Origin of the sequence: Streptomyces sp. 351MFTsu5.1, from assembly GCF_000383655.1 — a bacterium.
GTDB lineage: Bacteria > Actinomycetota > Actinomycetes > Streptomycetales > Streptomycetaceae > Streptomyces > Streptomyces griseorubiginosus.
Map to the genome: position 1 here is coordinate 115839 of NZ_KB911779.1, position 18885 is coordinate 134723.

The window sequence follows — 18885 nt, forward strand, 5'->3', positions numbered from 1 at the left end:
CCGCCGCGCCGCAGTCTGCGCGCCACGGCGGTGCGGCGCACCGGCGACGGCACGAAGGGCACGCAGGACAGGTAAGGCACGTCACCGGCGCACCACCAGCACCACGGACACCGTCCGCCCGACAAGGACAAACACAGGTACAAACAGCAACAACAGCACCGCACACCTCCTCGGCACCGCCGGACCGTCCGGCGCCCCGGAACCCGCGCCGCACGCCGCACCCGCCTCGCGCGCCCCACTCGCGCTCCGTCGACGCCGATGACGACCTTCGCCGCGGCTCCCCACGAGCGCACACGGGGGACGGAGCTGTCCTCCCGTGTGCCGACAGGAGGTCGGCCATGAAGGTCACCAAGGCGGCGCTGCCCTTTCTCCCCCTCTGCCAGCGCCTGCTGCCCGGCAGACTGGCGGGACTCTCCATGGCCCTCCTGAAAGCGACCGCGCTGGAGATGGCGATCCTCGCGGGCCACCTCCTCCTCTACCCCTCGGGCATCGTCCAGGAGCGCCGCTCCTCGCTCCCCTCACTCCCCTCCCCGGAGGACGGCGCCGCCCAGCTGCCGACCGAGGCCAAGCCGCCGGTCGTGCTGCTGCACGGCTTCATCGACAACCGCTCCGTGTTCGTACTTCTACGCCGCAGCCTCGCCCAGCACGGCAGGCAGCAGATCGAATCCCTGAACTACTCCCCGCTGACCTGCGACATCCGTGTCGCGGCGGAGCTGCTGGGCCGGCACATCGAGGGAATCTGTGAGCGCACGGGCAGCCGGCAGGTCGATGTCGTCGGGCACAGCCTCGGGGGCCTCATCGCCCGGTACTACGTGCAGCGCCTGGGCGGCGACGTCCGGGTCCGCACGCTGGTCACCCTCGGCACCCCGCACTCCGGCACCCGGGTGGCGCCGCTGGCGAACGCGCACCCGATCGTGCGCCAGATGCGCCCCGGCTCGGAGCTGCTGGAGGAGCTCACCCAGCCGGCGCCGGGGTGCCGTACGCACTTCGTCAGCTTCTGGAGCGACCTGGACCACCTGATGGACCCGCTGGATGCCGCGTGCATCGACCACGCCGATCTGATGGCGGAGAACGTCCGGGTGAGCGGGATCGGCCATCTCGCCCTGCCCGTGCACCCCGCCGTGGCGAGCGGCATACGGCAGGTGCTCGACACCGCACACCCCGGAGAGGAGACGGCGGGCCGCACCGGCGGACTGACCGTGGCGTAACGGCCGTAAGCACCGTTAGGGCTGTAACGGCTGTAACGGCTGTAAGAGCCATAACGGGCGGCTGGCGCAGGGCTTCGACAGGGCGTCAACAGCCCGCAGACAGCCTTCAGGTCACCGACCGACATCGAACAACTCTCGAACACAGGGCCAAACTCCCGCCCGCACTCCCCCGAAACACGGCCGAATGCCCGTTTCCTGCGCGCCCGAAACCAGTTGAAGATTGTCGCGCCCGCGTACCGCCGGGTACAGTCGCCGCACTGCTCTGGCAGCCCCTGTTGTCGAGGCGAAAGAGAAGTTGGTGAACGACCGTCACCCGTCGGGGACAATGACCACCCCGGCTCCGGCTTCCGACGCCGACTCGTCGCCCTATGCGTCGTACGGCTCCCAGGAGGCCCAGTACGGCGACTTCACCACGTACGGCGGTTATGACGCCACTGGTTTCCCTGGCCCGGACGCCTCAAACGCCACCGGCACCTTCGAGGCGGACCCGCTCTTCGGCAACATGCCGGGCGACGGCACCGGTTCGTACGACGCCACGCGGTGGAACACCGGCGGCCACCAGACCCTGAACTACGACATGTACGCGGCCCAGCACCACGCCGCCTACGACACCGGCGCGTACGACGCCACGCAGTGGGGCGGCGACCAGCAGCACCTCGGCGCGATCCCCCCGCAGTCGGGTGGCCCCGACCACAGCGGCGAGTGGGACGCCGGCGCCTGGCAGCAGCTCGACCCCGCCGCGCACCAGGCCGACCGGACCCAGCAGTGGGAATGGGGCACGCAGGCCTTCGACACCGGTGCGTACGACGCCACGCAGTGGAACTCCGACGGCCCGGCGGCCGACCCGCACGCGACGACCGCTTTCGAGCAGGCCGGGTACGACGAGAGCCACCCGTACGACGAGACCCACGCCTACGCCGAAGGCCACGCGTACGACGAGGCGAATCCTTACGGCGACGGCGACGGCTACGCCGAACACACCTCGCACGAGGGCGAGTCCATCGACGCCGCCCTCACCGGCACCGGCGAGATGCCCGCCGTGCACGACATCGACGGCCGGCTCCTGGACGACCAGGAGGAGGCTCCCTCGGCCGCGGCGACGCCCGCCCCGGGCTCCCGCGTCGCCGCCCGCAACGCCAACCGCTCCCGCCGCCGTATGCCCGCGAAGCGCTCCGCGCTGCTGACGATCGCCGTTCCCTCGGCGTGTGTCATGGGGGTCGCCGGGATCGCCGCCGCCTCGGTCGGCACGCTGACCGGCGGCGAGCAGAGCACCGCGAAGACGCTGGCGGACCCGACCGCGGTCAAGCCGTCCGTCGCGAACGACAAGCTGGACACCCAGCTCGAGAGCCTCTCGGCCGGCGCCGACGACTTCGCCGACCGGGCCAGCCGTACCCAGGAGCGCATCGACCTCAAGGCCCAGCAGGTGGCCGAGAAGAAGAAGGCGGCGGAGGAGGCGGCCCGCAAGGAGCGGCTGCGCCCGAAGTTCGCGCTCCCGGTCGCACAGCGGGGTCTCAGTGCCTACTTCGGCCAGGCCGGCGTCAACTGGATGTCCGTCCACACCGGCATCGACTTCCCGGTGTCGTACGGCACGACGGTGATGGCCGCGACCGACGGCACCGTGCGCACGCAGTGGAACAGCGCGTACGGCAACATGATGGTCGTGACCGCGAAGGACGGCACGGAGACGTGGTACTGCCACCTCTCCAGCTACCGCGTCTCCTCCGGTACGACGGTCAAGGCCGGCGATCCGATCGCGTACTCCGGCAACTCCGGCAACTCGACCGGCCCCCACCTGCACTTCGAGGTGCACCCGGCGGGCGGTTCGGCCATAGACCCCCTGCCGTGGCTGCGCAGCCACGGGCTGGACCCGACGTAACCCGAGCCGCACGCCGACGCCGAAGGGCCGGACCCGGAGCAGAACCCCCGGACCGGCCCTTTCGCTTGCGCGGAGCTACAGCTTCTCCACCGGCGCGTACCGCAGCAGCAGTCGCTTCGGCTTCGCTTCCCCGAAGTCGATCGTCGCCTCGGCGTTGGCGCCGGTGCCCTTGACCCCGACCACGGTGCCGAGTCCGAACTGGTCGTGGGTGACCCGGTCGCCGACGGCGAGCGCGACCACCGGCTTCTCCGAGGTCCTGCGGGTCGCGAAGCCGGACGCACCCGACGCCGAGGATCGCGACCGGGACGAGGACAGCGAGGCGGCGACGCCCGAGACCGGCCCCGCGGGGGCGGCGGTCGCCCCCGTGCGCTTCCAGTCGACGTGCTGCGCCGGGATCTCCTCCAGGAAGCGGGACGGCGGGTTGTACGACGGCTGCCCCCACGCGCTGCGAAGGGAGGACCGGGTGAGGTACAGCCGCTCACGCGCGCGCGTGATGCCGACGTACGCAAGCCGCCGCTCCTCCTCCAGCTCCTTGGTCTGGCCGAGGGCGCGCATGTGCGGGAACACGCCGTCCTCCATGCCGGTGAGGAAGACGACCGGGAACTCCAGGCCCTTGGCGGTGTGCAGGGTCATCAGGGTGATGACGCCGGAGCCGTCCTCGTCCTCGTCGGGGATCTGGTCGGAGTCGGCGACGAGGGCGACCCGCTCCAGGAAGTCGGAGAGCGACCCGGTCTCCTCGCCCTCGCCGGACTCCTGCTCGAACTCCAGCGCCACGGCGGCGAGTTCCTGGAGGTTCTCGATCCGTGTCTCGTCCTGCGGGTCGGTGGAGGCCTGCAACTCGGCGAGGTAACCGGTGCGTTCGAGAACGGCTTCCAGGACGGTCGCCGGGCCCGCGCCGGACTCGACGACGGTCCGGAGCTCCTCCATCAGCACGTTGAACCGCTTCACGGCGTTGGTGGAGCGCGCCGCCATGCCGTACGCCTCGTCGACGCGCTTGAGCGCCTGCGGGAAGCTGATCTTCTCGCGCTGGGAAAGCGCGTCGATCATCGCCTCCGCGCGGTCGCCGATGCCCCGCTTGGGCACGTTGAGGATCCGGCGCAGCGGCACCGAGTCCTCCGGGTTGGCGAGGACGCGCAGGTAGGCCAGGACGTCCCGGACCTCCTTGCGCTCGTAGAAGCGGACGCCGCCGACGACCTTGTAGGGCAGGCCGACGCGGATGAAGACCTCTTCGAAGACACGGGACTGCGCGTTGGTGCGGTAGAAGACCGCGACATCGCCGGCCTTCGCGTCGCCCGCGTCGGTGAGACGGTCTATCTCGTCGGCGACGAACTGCGCCTCGTCGTGCTCGGTGTCGGCGACATAGCCGGTGATGCGCGCACCCGCGCCCGCGTTGGTCCACAGGTTCTTGGGGCGGCGGGACTCGTTGCGCTCGATGACGGCATTGGCGGCGGTGAGGATCGTCTGGGTGGAGCGGTAGTTCTGCTCCAGGAGGATCGTCACCGCGTCCGGGTAGTCCTCCTCGAACTGGAGGATGTTGCGGATGGTCGCGCCGCGGAAGGCGTAGATCGACTGGTCGGCGTCACCGACGACACAGAGCTCGGCGGGCGGCAGGTCGTGTTCGCTCGGCGGTACGTCGACGGGGTGCTCGGAGGTGCCGACCAGCTCCCTGACCAGCGCGTACTGGGCGTGGTTGGTGTCCTGGTACTCGTCGACGAGGACGTGCCGGAAGCGGCGGCGGTAGTGCTCGGCGACGTCCGGGAAGGCGCGCAGCAGGTTGACCGTCGTCATGATCAGGTCGTCGAAGTCGAGGGCGTTGGCCTCGCGCAGCCGCGACTGGTACATGGCGTAGGCCTGGGCGAGGGTCTTCTCGAAGCCGTCGGCGGCCTGGGCGGCGAAGTCCTCCTCGTCGATCAGCTCGTTCTTCAGGTTGCTGATCTTGGCGCTGAAGGACTTCGGCGGGAACTTCTTGGGGTCGAGGTCGAGGTCGCGGCAGACCAGGGCCATCAGACGCTTCGAGTCGGCGGCGTCGTAGATCGAGAAGGAGGAGGTGAACCCGAGCTTCTTCGACTCCCTGCGCAGGATCCGCACGCACGCGCTGTGGAAGGTCATCACCCACATCGCGTTGGCCCGCGGGCCGACGAGCTGCTCGACGCGCTCCTTCATCTCGCCCGCGGCCTTGTTGGTGAAGGTGATCGCGAGGATCTGGCCGGGGTGGACACGGCGCTCGCCGAGGAGGTGGGCGATGCGGTGGGTGAGCACCCGGGTCTTGCCGGAGCCGGCGCCGGCCACGATGAGCAGCGGGGTGCCGGAGTGCACGACGGCGGCGCGCTGGTTCTCGTTCAGCCCGTCCAGGAGCGCGGCCGCGTCCAGCACCGGGCGGGGGGCGCCATCGCGGTAGTAGGCGTCCCGGTCCGGGGGCACGTCGAACTTCCCGCCGAACAGATCGTCCGGAACGGGTTCCGGCACGTGGTCGTCCTCGGGCGGCGGCGGGGGTTCCTCCGCGTGCCCGCGAGGGGCCTGGAGGTCCGCCAGGAAGCTGTCGTCAAAGAGGCTGCTCATCGCTCTCCGAGTCTAGGGGGCCCCACTGACAGCCCGCCGCCGCCCTGAGAACATCGCCGGAATCGGCACGCCCAGCGCCCGGGCGCAGGCCCGCTCAGCGCCCGGGCGCAGGCCGCGACAGCTGTCGCACCCCGCCCGTCCGGCGCCGGCCCACGACCCTCCGGAGCCGTGTCGTCACGGTCCGCGGCCGGCTGGCAGGCGCCGCGCCCCGCCGGAACCGCCCTTCCTCCGCCTCGCGGTCACACTCAGGAAAAGCACTCGAGCCGCGACAGACCACTCGGCGCCGACCGTCAGCCACGCACCCCTGACCGAAGGTCACGAAAATGTATCGGGCATATCGAACATCAACCTTCACAGGGGCCACAGCAGTTGGCTACCGTTCCCGGTAGGCCGTACGACCCCCTCCGGCGAACGTCGCCGGGCCGCGCGGCCTCCGCCGAGTCCGGCAGCGCCGCCGCGCGCCCGGAGCCGGGGACCCACCGAACCCCGGGGTGAATCGGCCGACTCCCGCCCACGGGAGCGCCGTAGGGCAACCCTTCCCGCCCGAACCCGACAGCTAACCCGGTAGGCGGAGCACGGAAGGAGTCGCCTCCCTTGGCGTCGCACCGCAAGTCGCGTCCCGCTGGTACGCGCGTAGCAGGCATACGGACCCCGGCCCTCGCGACGGCCGCGCTCACCTCCGTGGCCCTGCTGTCCCAGTCGGCGAACGCCGCGCCGGCCGATGACAAACCCAGTCTCGAAGAGGTCGAGAAGAAGGTCGACGACCTCTACCGCCAGGCGGAGTCGGCGACCGACACCTACAACGCGGCCAAGGAGCGGACGACCAAGCAGCGCAAGCAGGTCGACACGCTCCTCGACGACGTCGCGCGGCGCACCGAGAAGCTCAACCAGGCCCGGGAGGAGCTCGGTTCCTTCGCCGCCGAGCAGTACCGCACCGGGGCCGCCGCGCCCGGCACAGCGACCTTCCTGCTCGCCGACACCCCGCAGGACTACTTCGACCAGACGCAGCTGATGGGCCGCCTCACGAGCCGCCAGAAGGGCGCGGTCGACGACTACGTCTCCGAGCAGTCGGCGACGATGAAGAAGCGTCAGGAGGCCTCCCAGAGCCTCCAGTCGCTCACCGAGACGCAGAGCGACCTGAAGACCGCGAAGGCGACCGTCCAGAAGAAGCTCGCCGACGCGCGCGAGCTGCTCTCGGAGCTGACGGCTCAGGAGAAGGCCCGCCTCGCGGCGATCGAGAAGGCGAAGCAGGAGGCCGCGGCCCGCAAGGCGGCGGAGCTGGCCCGGCAGCAGGCGGCCGCGGAGAAGGCCGCGCAGGAGGCGGGCCGGCAGGAGAGCACGCCGGGCACCGGCACCTCGACCGCGACCGACTCCTCGTACGCCACCAGGGCCGCCAAGGCGCTCGCCTTCGCCCGCGCACAGATCGGCAAGCCCTATGTGTGGGGCGCCACCGGCCCCGGCTCCTACGACTGCTCAGGCCTCACCCAGGCCGCCTGGAAGGCCGCCGGCGTCACCCTCCCCCGCGTCACCTACGACCAGGTCAACGCCGGCACCACGGTCTCCCTGGCCGACGCCCAGCCGGGTGACCTGGTCTTCTTCTACGACGACATCACCCATGTCGGCCTCTACATCGGCAACGGCATGATGATCCACGCCCCCAAGCCGGGCGCGTACGTCCGCGAGGAGTCGATCTACTACGACGGCGAGTCGGCGATCCACAGCGTGGTGCGACCGGCCTGAGGTCCCGTGGCGCGGGCGGGGCGCCTGCGCCCGCGCGATGTCCCCCACGCGCGTGTGCCCGCCCCGCCCGGGCGATTTCCCCCACGCGCGCGTGCGCGCCCCGCTCGCGGGCTGCGCGGAGCTTCCTAGCATCGGTCCATGGCCGGTACCTCCCCGTACTCCCCCCTGCGCGTCTGGTGGACGCAGCGCCCGCCCGCCGCCGGGGCCGCCGTGCTGGCGACCGGCATCCTGTCGGTCGGGCTGCATCTGACCGGCTACGCGACGCTGTCCCGGATCGCCCTGGTGATCGGCTGCGCGGCCTGGCTGGGACTGGCCGCCGAATTCGCCGTACGACTGCTGCGGGAGCGCGCGCGATGGGCCGCCGAGGCCGGGACGCCGGGCGCCCTGACGGCGGTGGCGGCGACCACCGTCCTCGGCACCGGCTTCTCCGCGCTCGGCCGGCAGCCCCTGGCCGAGGCGCTGCTCGCGCTGGCCGCACTGCTGTGGCCGGTGCTGATCGTGTTCGTCGTGAGCCACTGGAGGCGGCGGATGCCCGGCGGGGTGTTCCTGGGCTGCGTGGCGACGGAAGGCCTCGCGGTCCTCGGCGCCACCCTCGCGGCGGCCGAGTCGGCGGCCTGGCTCGCGCACACCGCGCTCGTGCTGTTCTGGCTCGGTCTGGTCCTCTACGGCGTCGCGCTCTTCCGCTTCGACCCGCGCCAGGTGCTCGAGGGCCACGGTGACCACTGGATCGCGGGCGGCGCGCTCGCCGTCTCGGCGCTGGCCGGCGCGCAGCTGATCGCCGCGGACAGCGCGCGCCTGTACCTGTGGAACGACGACGACCTGGGCGTACTGCACGCGGTGACCGTCACGCTGCTGGTGCTGGACCTGGTCTGGTACGCCGTCCTGCTGGTGGCCGAGTGCCTGCGGCCGCGGCCGCGCTACGACGTGCGGCGCTGGGCCACCGTCTTCCCCATGGGCATGTCCGCTGCGGCGACCCTGTCGGTCGCTGCCGCCGTGGACGTCTCCTGGCTGAAGGTGCCGGGTGAGGTGCTGCTGTGGATCGCGGTGGCGGCCTGGCTGGCCGTCGCCGTGGGAGCGGTCGCCGAGGCGCGTGCCGCTCTCAGGTCCACAGGACCGCGATGAAGACGTTGGCCGTGGTCAGCGCGCCGACCAGGCCGAACAGCCTCTTGTCGACCTTCTCGTCGTCGCGCTTCACATAGACGAGTCCGAGGATCACGATCAGCAGGGCCAGCTTCACGCCGATCTTGATGTTGTTGACGTGCTGGTCGTCGGCCTGGTTGAGGCCGACCAGGATCACCCCGGTGACCAGCATGGTCGCGGCGCCGTGCAGCATCGCGGGGACGAACCGGGCGGCGCCCTGGCCCATCGCCTTCATCTGGGTGAGGAAACCGCCGAGCAGCGAGGCGATGCCGATGATGTGCAGGCCGACGAAGAGATGGATGAGTACGTCCATGGGGCCGGAGCCTATTGCGGTCCCTCAGGAGCGCACACACCGCCCCCGTCGGGAGATCTTGCATATATGCGGCTCCTAGCACTCCAAACCTCCCGAGCGGCAGGAAATCCCGACTTCGGTCAGCGCGCCACGCGAAGTCGACGGCGGCACCCCGGGATCACGATCACCTTCGGTCACCAGTCGATTACCTGACGGCACTTCCGCACAACGCGTTACCTCCCGGACACACCCAGGTTTAGCGTCCTCCACCAGGTGACCGGCTCCCCACCGCCGCCCGGGCCAGGGGCGGCAGTCGGCCACCACCGCCGAGAAGGTCCGGCGGCGGTCCGCTCCCCCTGTGCGGGCCGTCGCCGGACGCGCACACCGCCCCAGGCGGTCGTACGGCCGCTCCCTCCTGGCGTCCGTACGTCCCTGGGTCCCGGGGCGGCGGTCGGACGAAAGGACGTGCAGTCCACGTGGCAGCGCACCGCAAGCCCCGTCAACGCTCGGCCGGCGGCCATACGGTCCGTACGGCGGCGACGATCGCCCTCGCCGGAGCGGCGACCGCGGCGGGCTTCGACGGGACCGGACACGCCGAGCCGCAGCTCACGCCCGCGCAGGTCAAGGCGAAGGTGGACCAGCTCTACCAGGAGGCGGAGACCGCCACCGAGAAGTACAACGGCGCGAAGGAGAAGGCGGAGGCCGCCGAGACCCGGCTCGACTCCCTGCGCGACCAGGCGGCCCGCAGGACCGCGCAGCTCAACGAGGCCCGGGACGGGCTGGGCGCGATCGCCGCCGCGCAGTACCGGGGCGGCGGACTCGACCCCGCGATGCAGCTCGCCCTCTCCGACGACCCCGGCCACTACCTGGACGGCGCCGAGTTCGTCGAACGGGCCGGCAGCAGACAGGCGACCTCGGTGGCGAACGTCCGCCGGCAGCTGCGCGAGATCGAGCAACTGCGCGGTGCCGCACACATCGAGCTGGAAGCGCTGAAGTCCCGTCAGGCGGAGCTGAGGCGCCACAAGAAGACGATCACCGGGAAGCTGGACGCGGCCCGCCGCCTGCTCGCTCAGCTGCCGGCCGGGGAACGCGCGGGAGTGGGTGAGGCCGGGGCTCGCGCCTCACGTGACGCGTCGGGCGCGCGCCAGGGCCTGACGACACCCGCCGCGGCCACCGCGCAGGCCCCCAACTCCCGTGCCGCGGCGGCCGTCTCCTACGCCTACTCCAAGCTCGGCAGCCCCTATGTCTGGGGCGCCACCGGCCCGGACGCCTTCGACTGCTCGGGCCTCGTCCAGGCCGCGTACCGCTCCGCCGGCATCTCCCTGCCCCGCACGACCTACGCCCAGATCGACGCCGGCCAACGCGTCTCCCGCTCCGAACTCCTCCCCGGCGACCTGGTGTTCTTCTACTCCGGCATCACCCATGTCGGCCTCTACATCGGCAACGGCATGATGATCCACGCCCCGAACCCGTCGGCACCGGTACGGGAAGCGCCGATCGACGAGATGCCCTTCGCGGGAGCCACCCGGGTGGTGTGAGCGGGCCCGGACGGGCGAGGCCCGGACGAGTGCCCCCGACGAGTGCGCCCCGGACGTGCGCGGGTCAGACCAGTCGCCGTGCGGTCGCCCATCGCGTCAGCTCATGACGGTTGGACAGCTGCAACTTCCGCAGCACCGCCGAGACATGGGACTCGACCGTCTTCACCGAGATGAACAGCTGCTTGGCGATCTCCTTGTAGGCGTAGCCCCGCGCGATGAGCCGCAGCACCTCGCGCTCGCGCTGGGTCAGCCGGTCGAGGTCCTCGTCGACCGGCGGTGCGTCGGTGGAGGCGAAGGCGTCCAGGACGAAGCCCGCGAGCCGCGGGGAGAACACCGCGTCACCCTCCTGGACGCGGAAGACGGAGTCGACGAGGTCCGTGCCCGTGATCGTCTTCGTCACATAGCCGCGCGCCCCGCCCCGGATCACCCCGATCACGTCCTCGGCCGCGTCCGAGACGGACAGGGCGAGGAAACGGACGGGCTGCTCGGGGTCGGCCATCAACGGGGCGCAGCGGCGCAGCACTTCGACCCCGCCGCCGCCCGGGAGGTGGACGTCGAGGAGGACGACCTCGGGGCGGGTCGCGGTGATGACGGTGACGGCCTGCTCGACGTCCGCGGCCTCCCCGACGACCTCGACACCGGTCTCCTCGGTCCGGCCGATCTCGGCCTGGACGCCGGTGCGGAACATGCGGTGGTCGTCGACGAGGACCACGCGCACCCGGCGCTCGCCCGCGCCCCCGGTGACCTCAGCCGTGTCGTTCGCCTCGTCGCTCATGACGTCTTCTCCGCCCTCTCCATCTCCAGCTCGACCTCCGTGCCGCCGCCCGGCACCGCGCGCAGCCGGGCCGTGCCGCCGTGGCGCTCCATGCGGCCGATGATCGATTGTCTGACACCCATCCGGTCGGCGGGTATCGAGTCGAGGTCGAAGCCGGGACCGCGGTCCCGGACGGACACGAAGACCGTCCTGCCCTCGACTTCGGCGTAGACCTGTACGGCGCCGCCCTCGCCACCGTACTTGGCGGCGTTGACCATCGCCTCGCGCGCGGCCTGCATCTGCGCGCTGGTCCGCTCGTCGAGCGGGCAGTCCCCGACGACCACGACCTCGATGGGGACGCCGTGCTTGTCCTCCACCTCGGCGGCGTTGCGCCGCACCGCGTCGGCGAGGTCGGTGGGTTCGTCGGCCTCGTCCTTGCCGGTGCCCTCGGGCTTGTAGAGCCAGGTGCGCAGGTCGCGCTCCTGGGCGCGGGCGAGGCGGCGGACCTCGCCGGGGTTCTCCGCGTTGCGCTGGATCAGGGTGAGGGTGTGCAGCACGGAGTCGTGGACATGGGCGGCGACCTCGGCGCGCTCCTGGGCACGGATGCGCATCAGACGCTCCTCGGAGAGGTCCTGGGTCATCCGGACGAGATACGGCCCCGCGAGCAGCGTTATCCCCACGAGGACCGCGAGTGCCGCCTGGAGGACGGAGCCGAGGTGGGCCGCGGACCCCTGGAGGACGAAGACCCCGGAGACACCCGCGGTGACGAGGAGGACACCGCCCGCGGCACGCAGCAGGCTGAGGGTGCGCCGACGGCGGCCGACCTCCATCCAGCGGGCCCGGCGGGCATTGTCCGCCTGGCGCCAGACGAGGGCGACGCCGGCGCCGACGAGGACGGCCGGCCAGAGGTACGCCTTGGCCCCGTTGCCCACATTGACATTGCCGACGAAGACCATGGCCACGACGACCATGAGGAGCAGGGCCACGATCTGGCCCCTGTCGGGGCGGCGGGCGACCAGTCTGCGGCGGCCGTCCGGCGAGGTCTCCGTGGTGACCAGGGACGGGGGCCGCTGTCCACCGACCCCGCCGACGCCGAGCGGCACGAAGAACCAGAACGCGGCATACAGCAGGGCACCGAGGCCGTCCGCCATGAACAGGCCGACGAAGACGAGCCGCACCCAGATGACGGGCAGCCCGAGATGCCCGGCGAGCCCCCGCGCCACACCACCCAGCCAGCGTCCGTCACTGCTGCGGTAGAGCTTGCGCGGCGGCCGCGGTTCGACGAGGGGCGCTGCTGCGGCTTCCGGCATGCCATCGATCGTCACACGGCCGGGGTGCCGGGGCATCAGGGTTGGCCCCCGAGACTCCCCTGATCTTCGAACGGCGTGCCCTCCGAACACCTCCCTCCCCCCTCTCAGGGCCGATATCAGGGTCCGGCCAGGGTCGTTCCGACTCCCGCCGGGCCCTCCCGCCCGTCACCATGGACACATGACAGATCACCAGCACGCCGCGGCCGCCGGATCCGGCGGAGGCCCGGACCGGAGCACCGGCACCGGCACGGGCGCGGGCGCGCACGAGGAAAAAGGAGGAGGCACGGCACCATCCACGGCCGCACACGACACCGAAGGCCCCGCCCGGGAGCCCGCCGCGGAGCCTGCCCCGGACCCCACCACGGAGCCCGGCCCGGCCCCCGCCCCCCTCTCCTTCCGACGCGACCGGCGGCACAAGCAGCTCGCCGGGGTGTGTGCCGGGCTCGGGCGGCAGTGCGACATGGACCCAGTGATCTTCCGGATCACCCTCGCCGTGCTCTCGGCGACGGGCGGCATCGGCCTCATCTTCTACGGCTTCGCCTGGCTCGTGGTCCCGTACGAGGACGAGGACGAGAACGAGGTGCGCAAGCTCCTCACCGGCCGGGTGGACGGCCAGGCACTGACCGGAGTGCTGTTCGCCCTGGTCGGCTGCGGGGTCTTCCTCACCATGCTGAGCAACACCGGCGTGCTGACGTTCGCTCTGGTGGTCTCCCTGCTCCTCGCGGGCGCCGGCTACTGGTCGCGCAACCGCGGCACCCCCGACCCGGACCCGCTCTCCGCGCAGGCCGTCGCCGACGCCCCGCCCGAGGCCCAGGCTCCGCCGGTACCGGCCGGCTCCCCTTCCTGGTGGCGCGACCCCATCGTCAAGGACGGCACCCATGTCGGCGGCACGGGCTATCTGTGGGGACCCCTGGACTCCCGTGACCGTGACATCGCGGCGGCCGTCAACATCGGCCTCGGCACCCCGTGGAACCGGCGCGAGAACCTCCGCGCGGCCTACACCCGGCCCGCCAAGCCCCGCGGCCCGCGCTGGATCGGGGGCTGGATCTTCCTGTTCGCCCTGCTGGCGGGTGGTCTCGCCACCGGAGCGACCTGGGAGCAGCACCCGCTCGGCACGAGTCTTCAGACCGGCCTGGCCTGCGCGCTGATCGTCTTCGGCGTCGGCGTGGCCATCAGCTCCTTCCTGGGCCGCACAGGAGCGGGCTCGCTCTTCCTCGCCGTCATCACGGCAGGACTGCTGGCCACCTCCGCGGCCCTGCCGAAGGACATCACCACGCACTGGGTCCGCACCACCTGGAAACCGGCGGCGGCGACGGAAGTCCGCCCGGACTACGAACTCGGCACCGGAGTGGGGACCTTGGACCTGACCAAGCTGGACGTGGCCAAGGGGCGGACCCTGAAGACCCGGGCCGACGTGGGTGTCGGCCGGCTGGTGGTGATCGTGCCGCCGGACGTGACCGTGAAGGCGAGCATCGACGTGGGAGTGGGCGACATCCAGCTGCCGGGCGACAACCAGCAGGACGTGGACGTGCAGCCCGGCAAACGCAAGGAGGTCACCCTGCCACCGGCCTCGGACACCAAGAACGGCGGCACCCTCGACCTGGATCTGCGGGTCGGCATCGGACAGGCGGAGGTGAGCCGTGCTGCGTCATGAGTTCCAGCCGGGAAGACTGGTCGCCGGCGCCTTCCTCACCCTCGCGGGCATCACCTACGTCGGGGATGCGGGCGGTGCCTGGGACACACCCTGGTTCGCGGTGATCCCGATGGTCGTGGGCGGCCTCTGCCTGGCAGGCGTGGTCGGGCTGCTGACCCGCGCGATACGCGGCCGCCGCGCCCGCCACCGCACAGAGACACCCCCGGAGGTGGCGGACACGGCACCACCGCCCTCACCACACTGACGTCACGGGGAAACGGCCAGTCCCCCAGCCACCGGTGGCTCCCACCGCGGCTCCGCCGACCGGAGCTACCGGTAGCCTCCCGCCCGCTGCCGTCGTCGGGACCGCAAGGCGGCGTCCACGGAGAACACGGAGGCTCCCGCGAGCACGAGCGGCAGCCAGGCCATCAGGTAGGCGAGGTCGTTGCCGTAGTAGTAGGGATCGGAGGCCCAACTCACCGTCAGCCACAGACTGAGCGAGATCAGCGCACCGCCCAGTGCGGCCAGGCGTGCCAGGATGCCGAGCAAGGTGCCGATGCCGACGGCGAGTTCACCGAAGGCGATGGCGTACCCGAACCCGACGGGGTTCTTCAGGGACAGGTCGACCAGTGCGGGAATCGCGGAGGAATCCCGCACACCGCGCATCATGTCGCCGATGGAACCCGAGCCGGAGTCCTTCATGAAGGCACTGTCGGTCAGCTTGTCCAAGCCGGCGTAAATGAAGGTGACGCCCAGGAAGATGCGCAGAGGAAGCAGGGCGTACTGGCTGATGTTGTCCCGCCAGGACCGTGCCTCGTCGTAATAGGGGGCGTGCGTGTCCGTACGAAAACCATGAGTCATCGCTCCGAGCCGCCTCTCACCAGCAAGCCGAGACCCCTCACAAGACGATACGCACGGAGGGGCGGCGCGGCTCAATCCGGTTCGGAGAAGTTTTCGAGGGCCACGCCGACGTTCCCGACCTCGGGGTCGCCGGGGACGCGGACCGAACACAAGCAGCGATCAGTCCGTCACATCGATCGCGTACCGGTTCGTCTCCACCCCCGCCGCGGTGACCACCTGCACCTCCACCCGTCCCGCCTCCACATCCGCCGGCACCGGCACGGTCAGTACGTCGTCCGCCGGGTTGCTGAAGCCTCCGGCCACCGGCACCAGCGGCACCTGCACGTTCACCGGACCGATCCGCACCACCATCCGCGCCAGCCGGTCCGCCCGCTGCGCCCCCGGCGGCACGAACCCGGCGCCGCGGATCTCGATGTCGTCGCCGGTGCGGATGGGTCCGTCCAGGTCGCCCGCCTCGCGCGACCGCACCACGGAGAGGATCACCGGCCGCCCGCCCTCCGCGTACTTCCCCGCCACATACGTCGCCGCCGACACCAGCACCACCACCGCGAGCCCCCACGGCAGATCCGGCAACTGGTCCGGCCGCCGGGCCAGTCGTACGGCCGCGAACAGCAGCGCGACCCCGCCGATCACGACGTACTGGATGTCGGCGAAGCTGCCCCGACCGGAGTCGTCGGTCAGCAGGTCCGCCGCCCGCGGCCGGTCCGCCCGTACCTTCTGGAGCCGCTGCCCCAGCACCCGCAGCCCGACCACCCGCCGCACCAGCACGGCGATCCCGCACACCACGGCGAGCACGGTCACGACACCCGCGCCCCGGGCCAGTTCGAGCCCGGAGATCAGCGTGTCCCGTTCCGCACCGGAGGAGGCCGCGGCGAGCCGTCCCACCAGGACCAGCACCGCGTACGCGACGAACAGCACCCACGCCACGGCGACCGCCCGTGACGTGGAGAGCCGGTTGTCCTCGCCGATCACCGGCGCGAGCACCCCGCCCCGGGCCCGGTGGAACCAGGACGCGGCGGTCAGCGAACCGGCCACCACCAGTGCGGCCAGCAGCCCCGCCGTCCGCGCCGCGGTCCACCCGGCGCCGATCGCCGTGAGCGCCTGGACGAGCACCAGCACCACGACCGCGGCCCACACCGCACCCGCCGTACGGCGCCACAGCCGGGCGAGCCAGGCCGCGCCCTCGGCCCGTCCGCGCTCGGCCACGAGCTCCGCGGACTGGGTGAGTTCCTCCGAGATCCACTGCCGGGAGGCCGACGCGGAGTGCGCCACGGCGGCGGGCAGCCCCTGCCCGGCGGCGAACTCGTCCCGCTTCAACAGGAATTCCGCCACCGCGCGCCGATGCCCGGTCCGTGCGCCGTGCGGACAGTCCCCGCAGGTGCAGCCCCCGTCATGCGCACCCCCGGGCCCTCTGGAGGCACCGAACGCACCCCCGTCCACGCCCTGTCTCGCTTCCTGCACCGCCACGCCCGACGCCCGCCTTCCCAGACCCCCGAGAAACCCCGAACAACTCCCCGGCGATGACAGCGAATTGTGCCCTACGGCACACCGCCCGGACCCGGCAGGTCCGGTCCGCGCAAGTGAAGCGACGGGTGAAGCGGGCCCCGCCGTGTTGACCCGGCTGCGAGAATTTGCGTATGGCCGAGATCATCCAGCGTGACGGGACCTGGGTCTTCGACGGCACAACGGTCAGGATCACGCCGGGACTCCACCGTTCCGTGCCGTTGTTCCGGCAGACGTACGGCGAGATCGCCGTGCCCCTGGAGGCCATCGCGGGCGTGGCGTTCGAGCCGGAACGCAAGCGCGGCCGGCTCAGGATGCGGCTGCGCGAGGGCGCGGACCCGCTCCTGCACGCGACCGGCGGACGGCTGCCGGACTCGGCCGATCCGTACCGGCTGGTCGTGGATGTCGACCGCGCCGGGGTCGCCGAGTACGTGGCCGAGGAGATCCGCCGGTCCCTTCTCCTCGACCAGATCCCCAAGGAGCCGACGAAGACGTACCTGCTCCCCGGCCCGCCGGTCCCGGTCTCGGTGCGCTCCTCCGACGGCACGGTCTCCTTCGACGGCATCCAGGTGCGTATCGACTGGGCCGACACCTCCGACCGCGTCAAGCGCGCGACCGGCCCGCGGATCGTCGACGTGGGCGACCTCGTCCAGGTGGAGTGGCTGCCCAACTCCGGTTACGAGGACGGGTTCATGCGGTTCGTGACCCGTGAGACGTCGTTCTCGAAGCTGCCGCCGGAGAAGGACCCGTACGCCCTCGACCTGTGGGGCAGCACCCGCCGCGACCTGCTCACGGCGTTGGTCGCGACGGCGGTCACGGCCCGGCTGCCGCACCCCTCCACCCGGGGCGGCCCCGAGTACGACGACGAGCGGGCCCTGCGGCCCCGGCCGGCGGCGTCAGCCGTGCCGCCGTCGGCCGACCACCACGACGTACTGCTGCGCAGGCTGCGGGAGCTGGGCGAGCTGCACCGCGAAGGGGTGCTCACGGACGAGGAGTTCGCCGCGACGAAGGCAGCCGTACTGCGGGGCTTCTAGCTCGGCGGAGACACCCCGGGCCCTCAGCTCAGCAGATCCGGCTCGCTGCGGCTGATGTCCTGCCACATCGGCTGGTAGTTGATCCACGCGACCAGGTCCCCGCCCAGCTGTTCCCGCGTCGCCACCGCCGCCCGGTGGTCGATGAGCACGGGGCGGCCCGCCGCCCGGGCCGTCAGCTGGACCTGGCTGGAGCGTTCCATGGAGATGAACCACCAGGCCGCCGCGTCCACCGAGTCCCCGACGGTCAGCAGGCCGTGGTTGCGCAGGACCAGGGCCTTGCGGGAGCCGAGCGCGGTGGCGATCCGGCGGCCCTCCTCGGCGTCCACGACGACCCCGGTGTAGGTGTCGTACAGCGCGTGGTCCTCGTAGAAGGCGCAGCTCTCCTGGGTGATCGGGTCGAGGAGTTCACCGAGGGCGGCCAAGGCGCGGCCGTGCACGGAGTGGCAGTGGGCGACGGCCACGACGTCGGGGCGGGCGGCGTGCACCTGGGAGTGCACGGTGAACGCGGCCTGGTTGACGTGATGGCGGCCGTCGATCACCTGGCCGTCGGAGTTGGCGAGCACCAGGTCGCTCACGGTGACGTGCTTGAAGGGCATGCCGAAGGGGTTGACCCAGAAGCAGTCGGTGAACTCGGGGTCGCGGGCGGTGATGTGTCCGGAGACGCCGTCCTCGAAGCCGAGCCGTCCGAAGGTGCGCAGCGCGCCGGCGAGCCGCTCCTTGCGGTGCCGGCGTTCCTCCTCGACGGAGTCGTGCATCGGCGGCATCGCGAACTGGAGCTTCTCGGTGGGCACGGGCATCGGCGGAGTCGGCCCGAGGGGTGTCCCGTGCATCTGTTCCTCCAGCACTGGGTTGCTTACGGGGCGGAAGTTACCGTCGGCCGGCGCAGGAGAACAGGGGTGGTTTGTAAAGATGGCGCACACAGCGGATACCGGACAGAAGATGTCGGGTATGGGCGGAAGACTGCACGGTATGAACTGGGCAGACTTCTCCTCCGCGGAACCCGACCTCGCCAGGACCGTGGAGCGGCGCTTCGGCGCCTTCACGCACCACACCCTCGCCACTCTCCGCAAGGACGGCTCTCCGCGCACCACGGGCCTGGAGGTCCGCTTCCTGAACGGCGAACTCTGGCTCGGCATGATGCCGGACTCGCTCAAGGCGCGTGACCTGCTGCGCGACCCGCGTTTCTCCCTCCAGGCCAACCCCGGCGAGGGCCAGACCATGGGCGGCGGAGACGTCCGGATCAGCGGCCGGGCGCACGAGGTCACCGATCCGCAGACCAAGGCCCGGTACGGCGAAGAGGTGGAACCGCCGGAGCCGTTCCACCTCTTCCGCACCGAGCTGACGGAGGTCGTGCGGACCTACGTCGAGGACGACACCTACCTGGTCGTCCAGGTCTGGAAGCCCGGTCAGCCCTTGCGCACCCTCAAGCGCACCTAG

16 protein-coding genes and 1 riboswitch are annotated in these 18885 nt (G+C 71.5%); of the genes, 9 read left to right on the forward strand and 7 right to left on the reverse strand.

Going from position 1 to position 18885, the window contains the following annotated elements; translation table 11 throughout:
* Positions 1–338 precede the first annotated feature (338 nt).
* Both H295_RS0112580 and H295_RS0112585 read left to right on the forward strand, forming a co-directional pair.
* Positions 339–1208 (forward strand): lipase family alpha/beta hydrolase, encoded by an 870-nt coding sequence (locus H295_RS0112580; RefSeq protein WP_020135718.1) that lies wholly within the window; start codon positions 339–341, stop codon positions 1206–1208.
* Between the two features lie 325 nt (positions 1209–1533).
* Positions 1534–3084 carry a M23 family metallopeptidase gene (locus H295_RS0112585; protein WP_020135719.1) on the forward strand — a complete coding sequence of 517 codons (1551 nt, stop codon included), beginning with the start codon at positions 1534–1536 and terminating at the stop codon, positions 3082–3084.
* A gap of 75 nt (positions 3085–3159) precedes the next feature.
* On the opposite strand, the gene pcrA is transcribed toward H295_RS0112585, so the two are convergent.
* Positions 3160–5643: a DNA helicase PcrA gene (gene pcrA, locus H295_RS0112590; RefSeq protein ID WP_020135720.1), complete on the reverse strand. Its 2484-nt coding sequence runs from the start codon at positions 5641–5643 to the stop codon at positions 3160–3162.
* 439 nt (positions 5644–6082) lie between these two features.
* Positions 6083–6229: riboswitch (cyclic di-AMP (ydaO/yuaA leader) on the forward strand.
* 8 nt (positions 6230–6237) lie between these two features.
* Here pcrA and H295_RS0112595 point away from each other — a divergent pair.
* The gene (locus tag H295_RS0112595; RefSeq protein ID WP_020135721.1) at positions 6238–7383 is read left to right on the forward strand and encodes a C40 family peptidase; all 1146 of its coding nucleotides are present in this window, start codon (positions 6238–6240) and stop codon (positions 7381–7383) included.
* A 138-nt stretch (positions 7384–7521) separates the two neighbouring features.
* Positions 7522–8505, forward strand: coding sequence for a tellurite resistance/C4-dicarboxylate transporter family protein (locus H295_RS0112600; protein ID WP_020135722.1), 984 nt, complete (start codon positions 7522–7524; stop codon positions 8503–8505).
* Here H295_RS0112600 and H295_RS0112605 read toward each other — a convergent pair.
* Positions 8483–8836, reverse strand: coding sequence for a hypothetical protein (locus tag H295_RS0112605; RefSeq protein ID WP_020135723.1), 354 nt, complete (start codon positions 8834–8836; stop codon positions 8483–8485). The two genes, H295_RS0112600 and H295_RS0112605, sit on opposite strands and share 23 nt — an antisense overlap.
* 455 nt (positions 8837–9291) lie before the next feature.
* Between H295_RS0112605 and H295_RS0112610 the strand changes: the two genes are divergently transcribed.
* On the forward strand, positions 9292–10353 hold the full coding sequence (locus H295_RS0112610; protein ID WP_020135724.1) for an NlpC/P60 family protein: 1062 nt from the start codon (positions 9292–9294) through the stop codon (positions 10351–10353).
* Positions 10354–10417: 64 nt separating this feature from the next.
* Here the strand turns inward: H295_RS0112610 and H295_RS0112615 are convergent, their stop codons facing one another.
* Together H295_RS0112615 and H295_RS0112620 are read right to left on the reverse strand one after the other, a co-directional pair.
* Positions 10418–11128, reverse strand: coding sequence for a LuxR C-terminal-related transcriptional regulator (locus H295_RS0112615; RefSeq protein WP_020135725.1), 711 nt, complete (start codon positions 11126–11128; stop codon positions 10418–10420).
* A complete protein-coding gene (locus tag H295_RS0112620; RefSeq protein ID WP_020135726.1) occupies positions 11125–12453 on the reverse strand; it encodes a PspC domain-containing protein in 1329 nt (442 codons plus the stop codon). The genes H295_RS0112615 and H295_RS0112620 overlap by 4 nt, the downstream gene beginning before the upstream one ends.
* Before the next feature lie 142 nt (positions 12454–12595).
* On the opposite strand from H295_RS0112620, the gene H295_RS0112625 reads away from it, so the two are divergent.
* Entirely contained in the window at positions 12596–14071 is a 1476-nt protein-coding gene (locus H295_RS0112625; protein WP_020135727.1) for a PspC domain-containing protein, read from the forward strand.
* Entirely contained in the window at positions 14058–14315 is a 258-nt protein-coding gene (locus H295_RS0112630; protein WP_020135728.1) for a hypothetical protein, read from the forward strand. Before H295_RS0112625 ends, H295_RS0112630 begins: the two co-directional genes overlap by 14 nt.
* A 65-nt stretch (positions 14316–14380) precedes the next feature.
* Here the strand turns inward: H295_RS0112630 and H295_RS0112635 are convergent, their stop codons facing one another.
* Both H295_RS0112635 and H295_RS0112640 read right to left on the reverse strand, forming a co-directional pair.
* Positions 14381–14911 (reverse strand): DoxX family protein, encoded by a 531-nt coding sequence (locus H295_RS0112635; RefSeq protein WP_020135729.1) that lies wholly within the window; start codon positions 14909–14911, stop codon positions 14381–14383.
* 159 nt (positions 14912–15070) lie between these two features.
* Positions 15071–16378 carry a hypothetical protein gene (locus H295_RS0112640; RefSeq protein WP_028809301.1) on the reverse strand — a complete coding sequence of 436 codons (1308 nt, stop codon included), beginning with the start codon at positions 16376–16378 and terminating at the stop codon, positions 15071–15073.
* Between the two features lie 170 nt (positions 16379–16548).
* Between H295_RS0112640 and H295_RS0112645 the strand changes: the two genes are divergently transcribed.
* A complete protein-coding gene (locus H295_RS0112645) occupies positions 16549–17448 on the forward strand; it encodes a DUF4429 domain-containing protein (RefSeq protein WP_020135731.1) in 900 nt (299 codons plus the stop codon).
* A 23-nt stretch (positions 17449–17471) separates the two neighbouring features.
* On the opposite strand, the gene H295_RS0112650 is transcribed toward H295_RS0112645, so the two are convergent.
* Complete coding sequence (locus H295_RS0112650) at positions 17472–18278, reverse strand: class II aldolase/adducin family protein (protein WP_020135732.1); 807 nt, start codon at positions 18276–18278, stop codon at positions 17472–17474.
* Positions 18279–18417: 139 nt separating this feature from the next.
* On the opposite strand from H295_RS0112650, the gene H295_RS0112655 reads away from it, so the two are divergent.
* Positions 18418–18885 (forward strand): pyridoxamine 5'-phosphate oxidase family protein, encoded by a 468-nt coding sequence (locus tag H295_RS0112655; RefSeq protein ID WP_020135733.1) that lies wholly within the window; start codon positions 18418–18420, stop codon positions 18883–18885.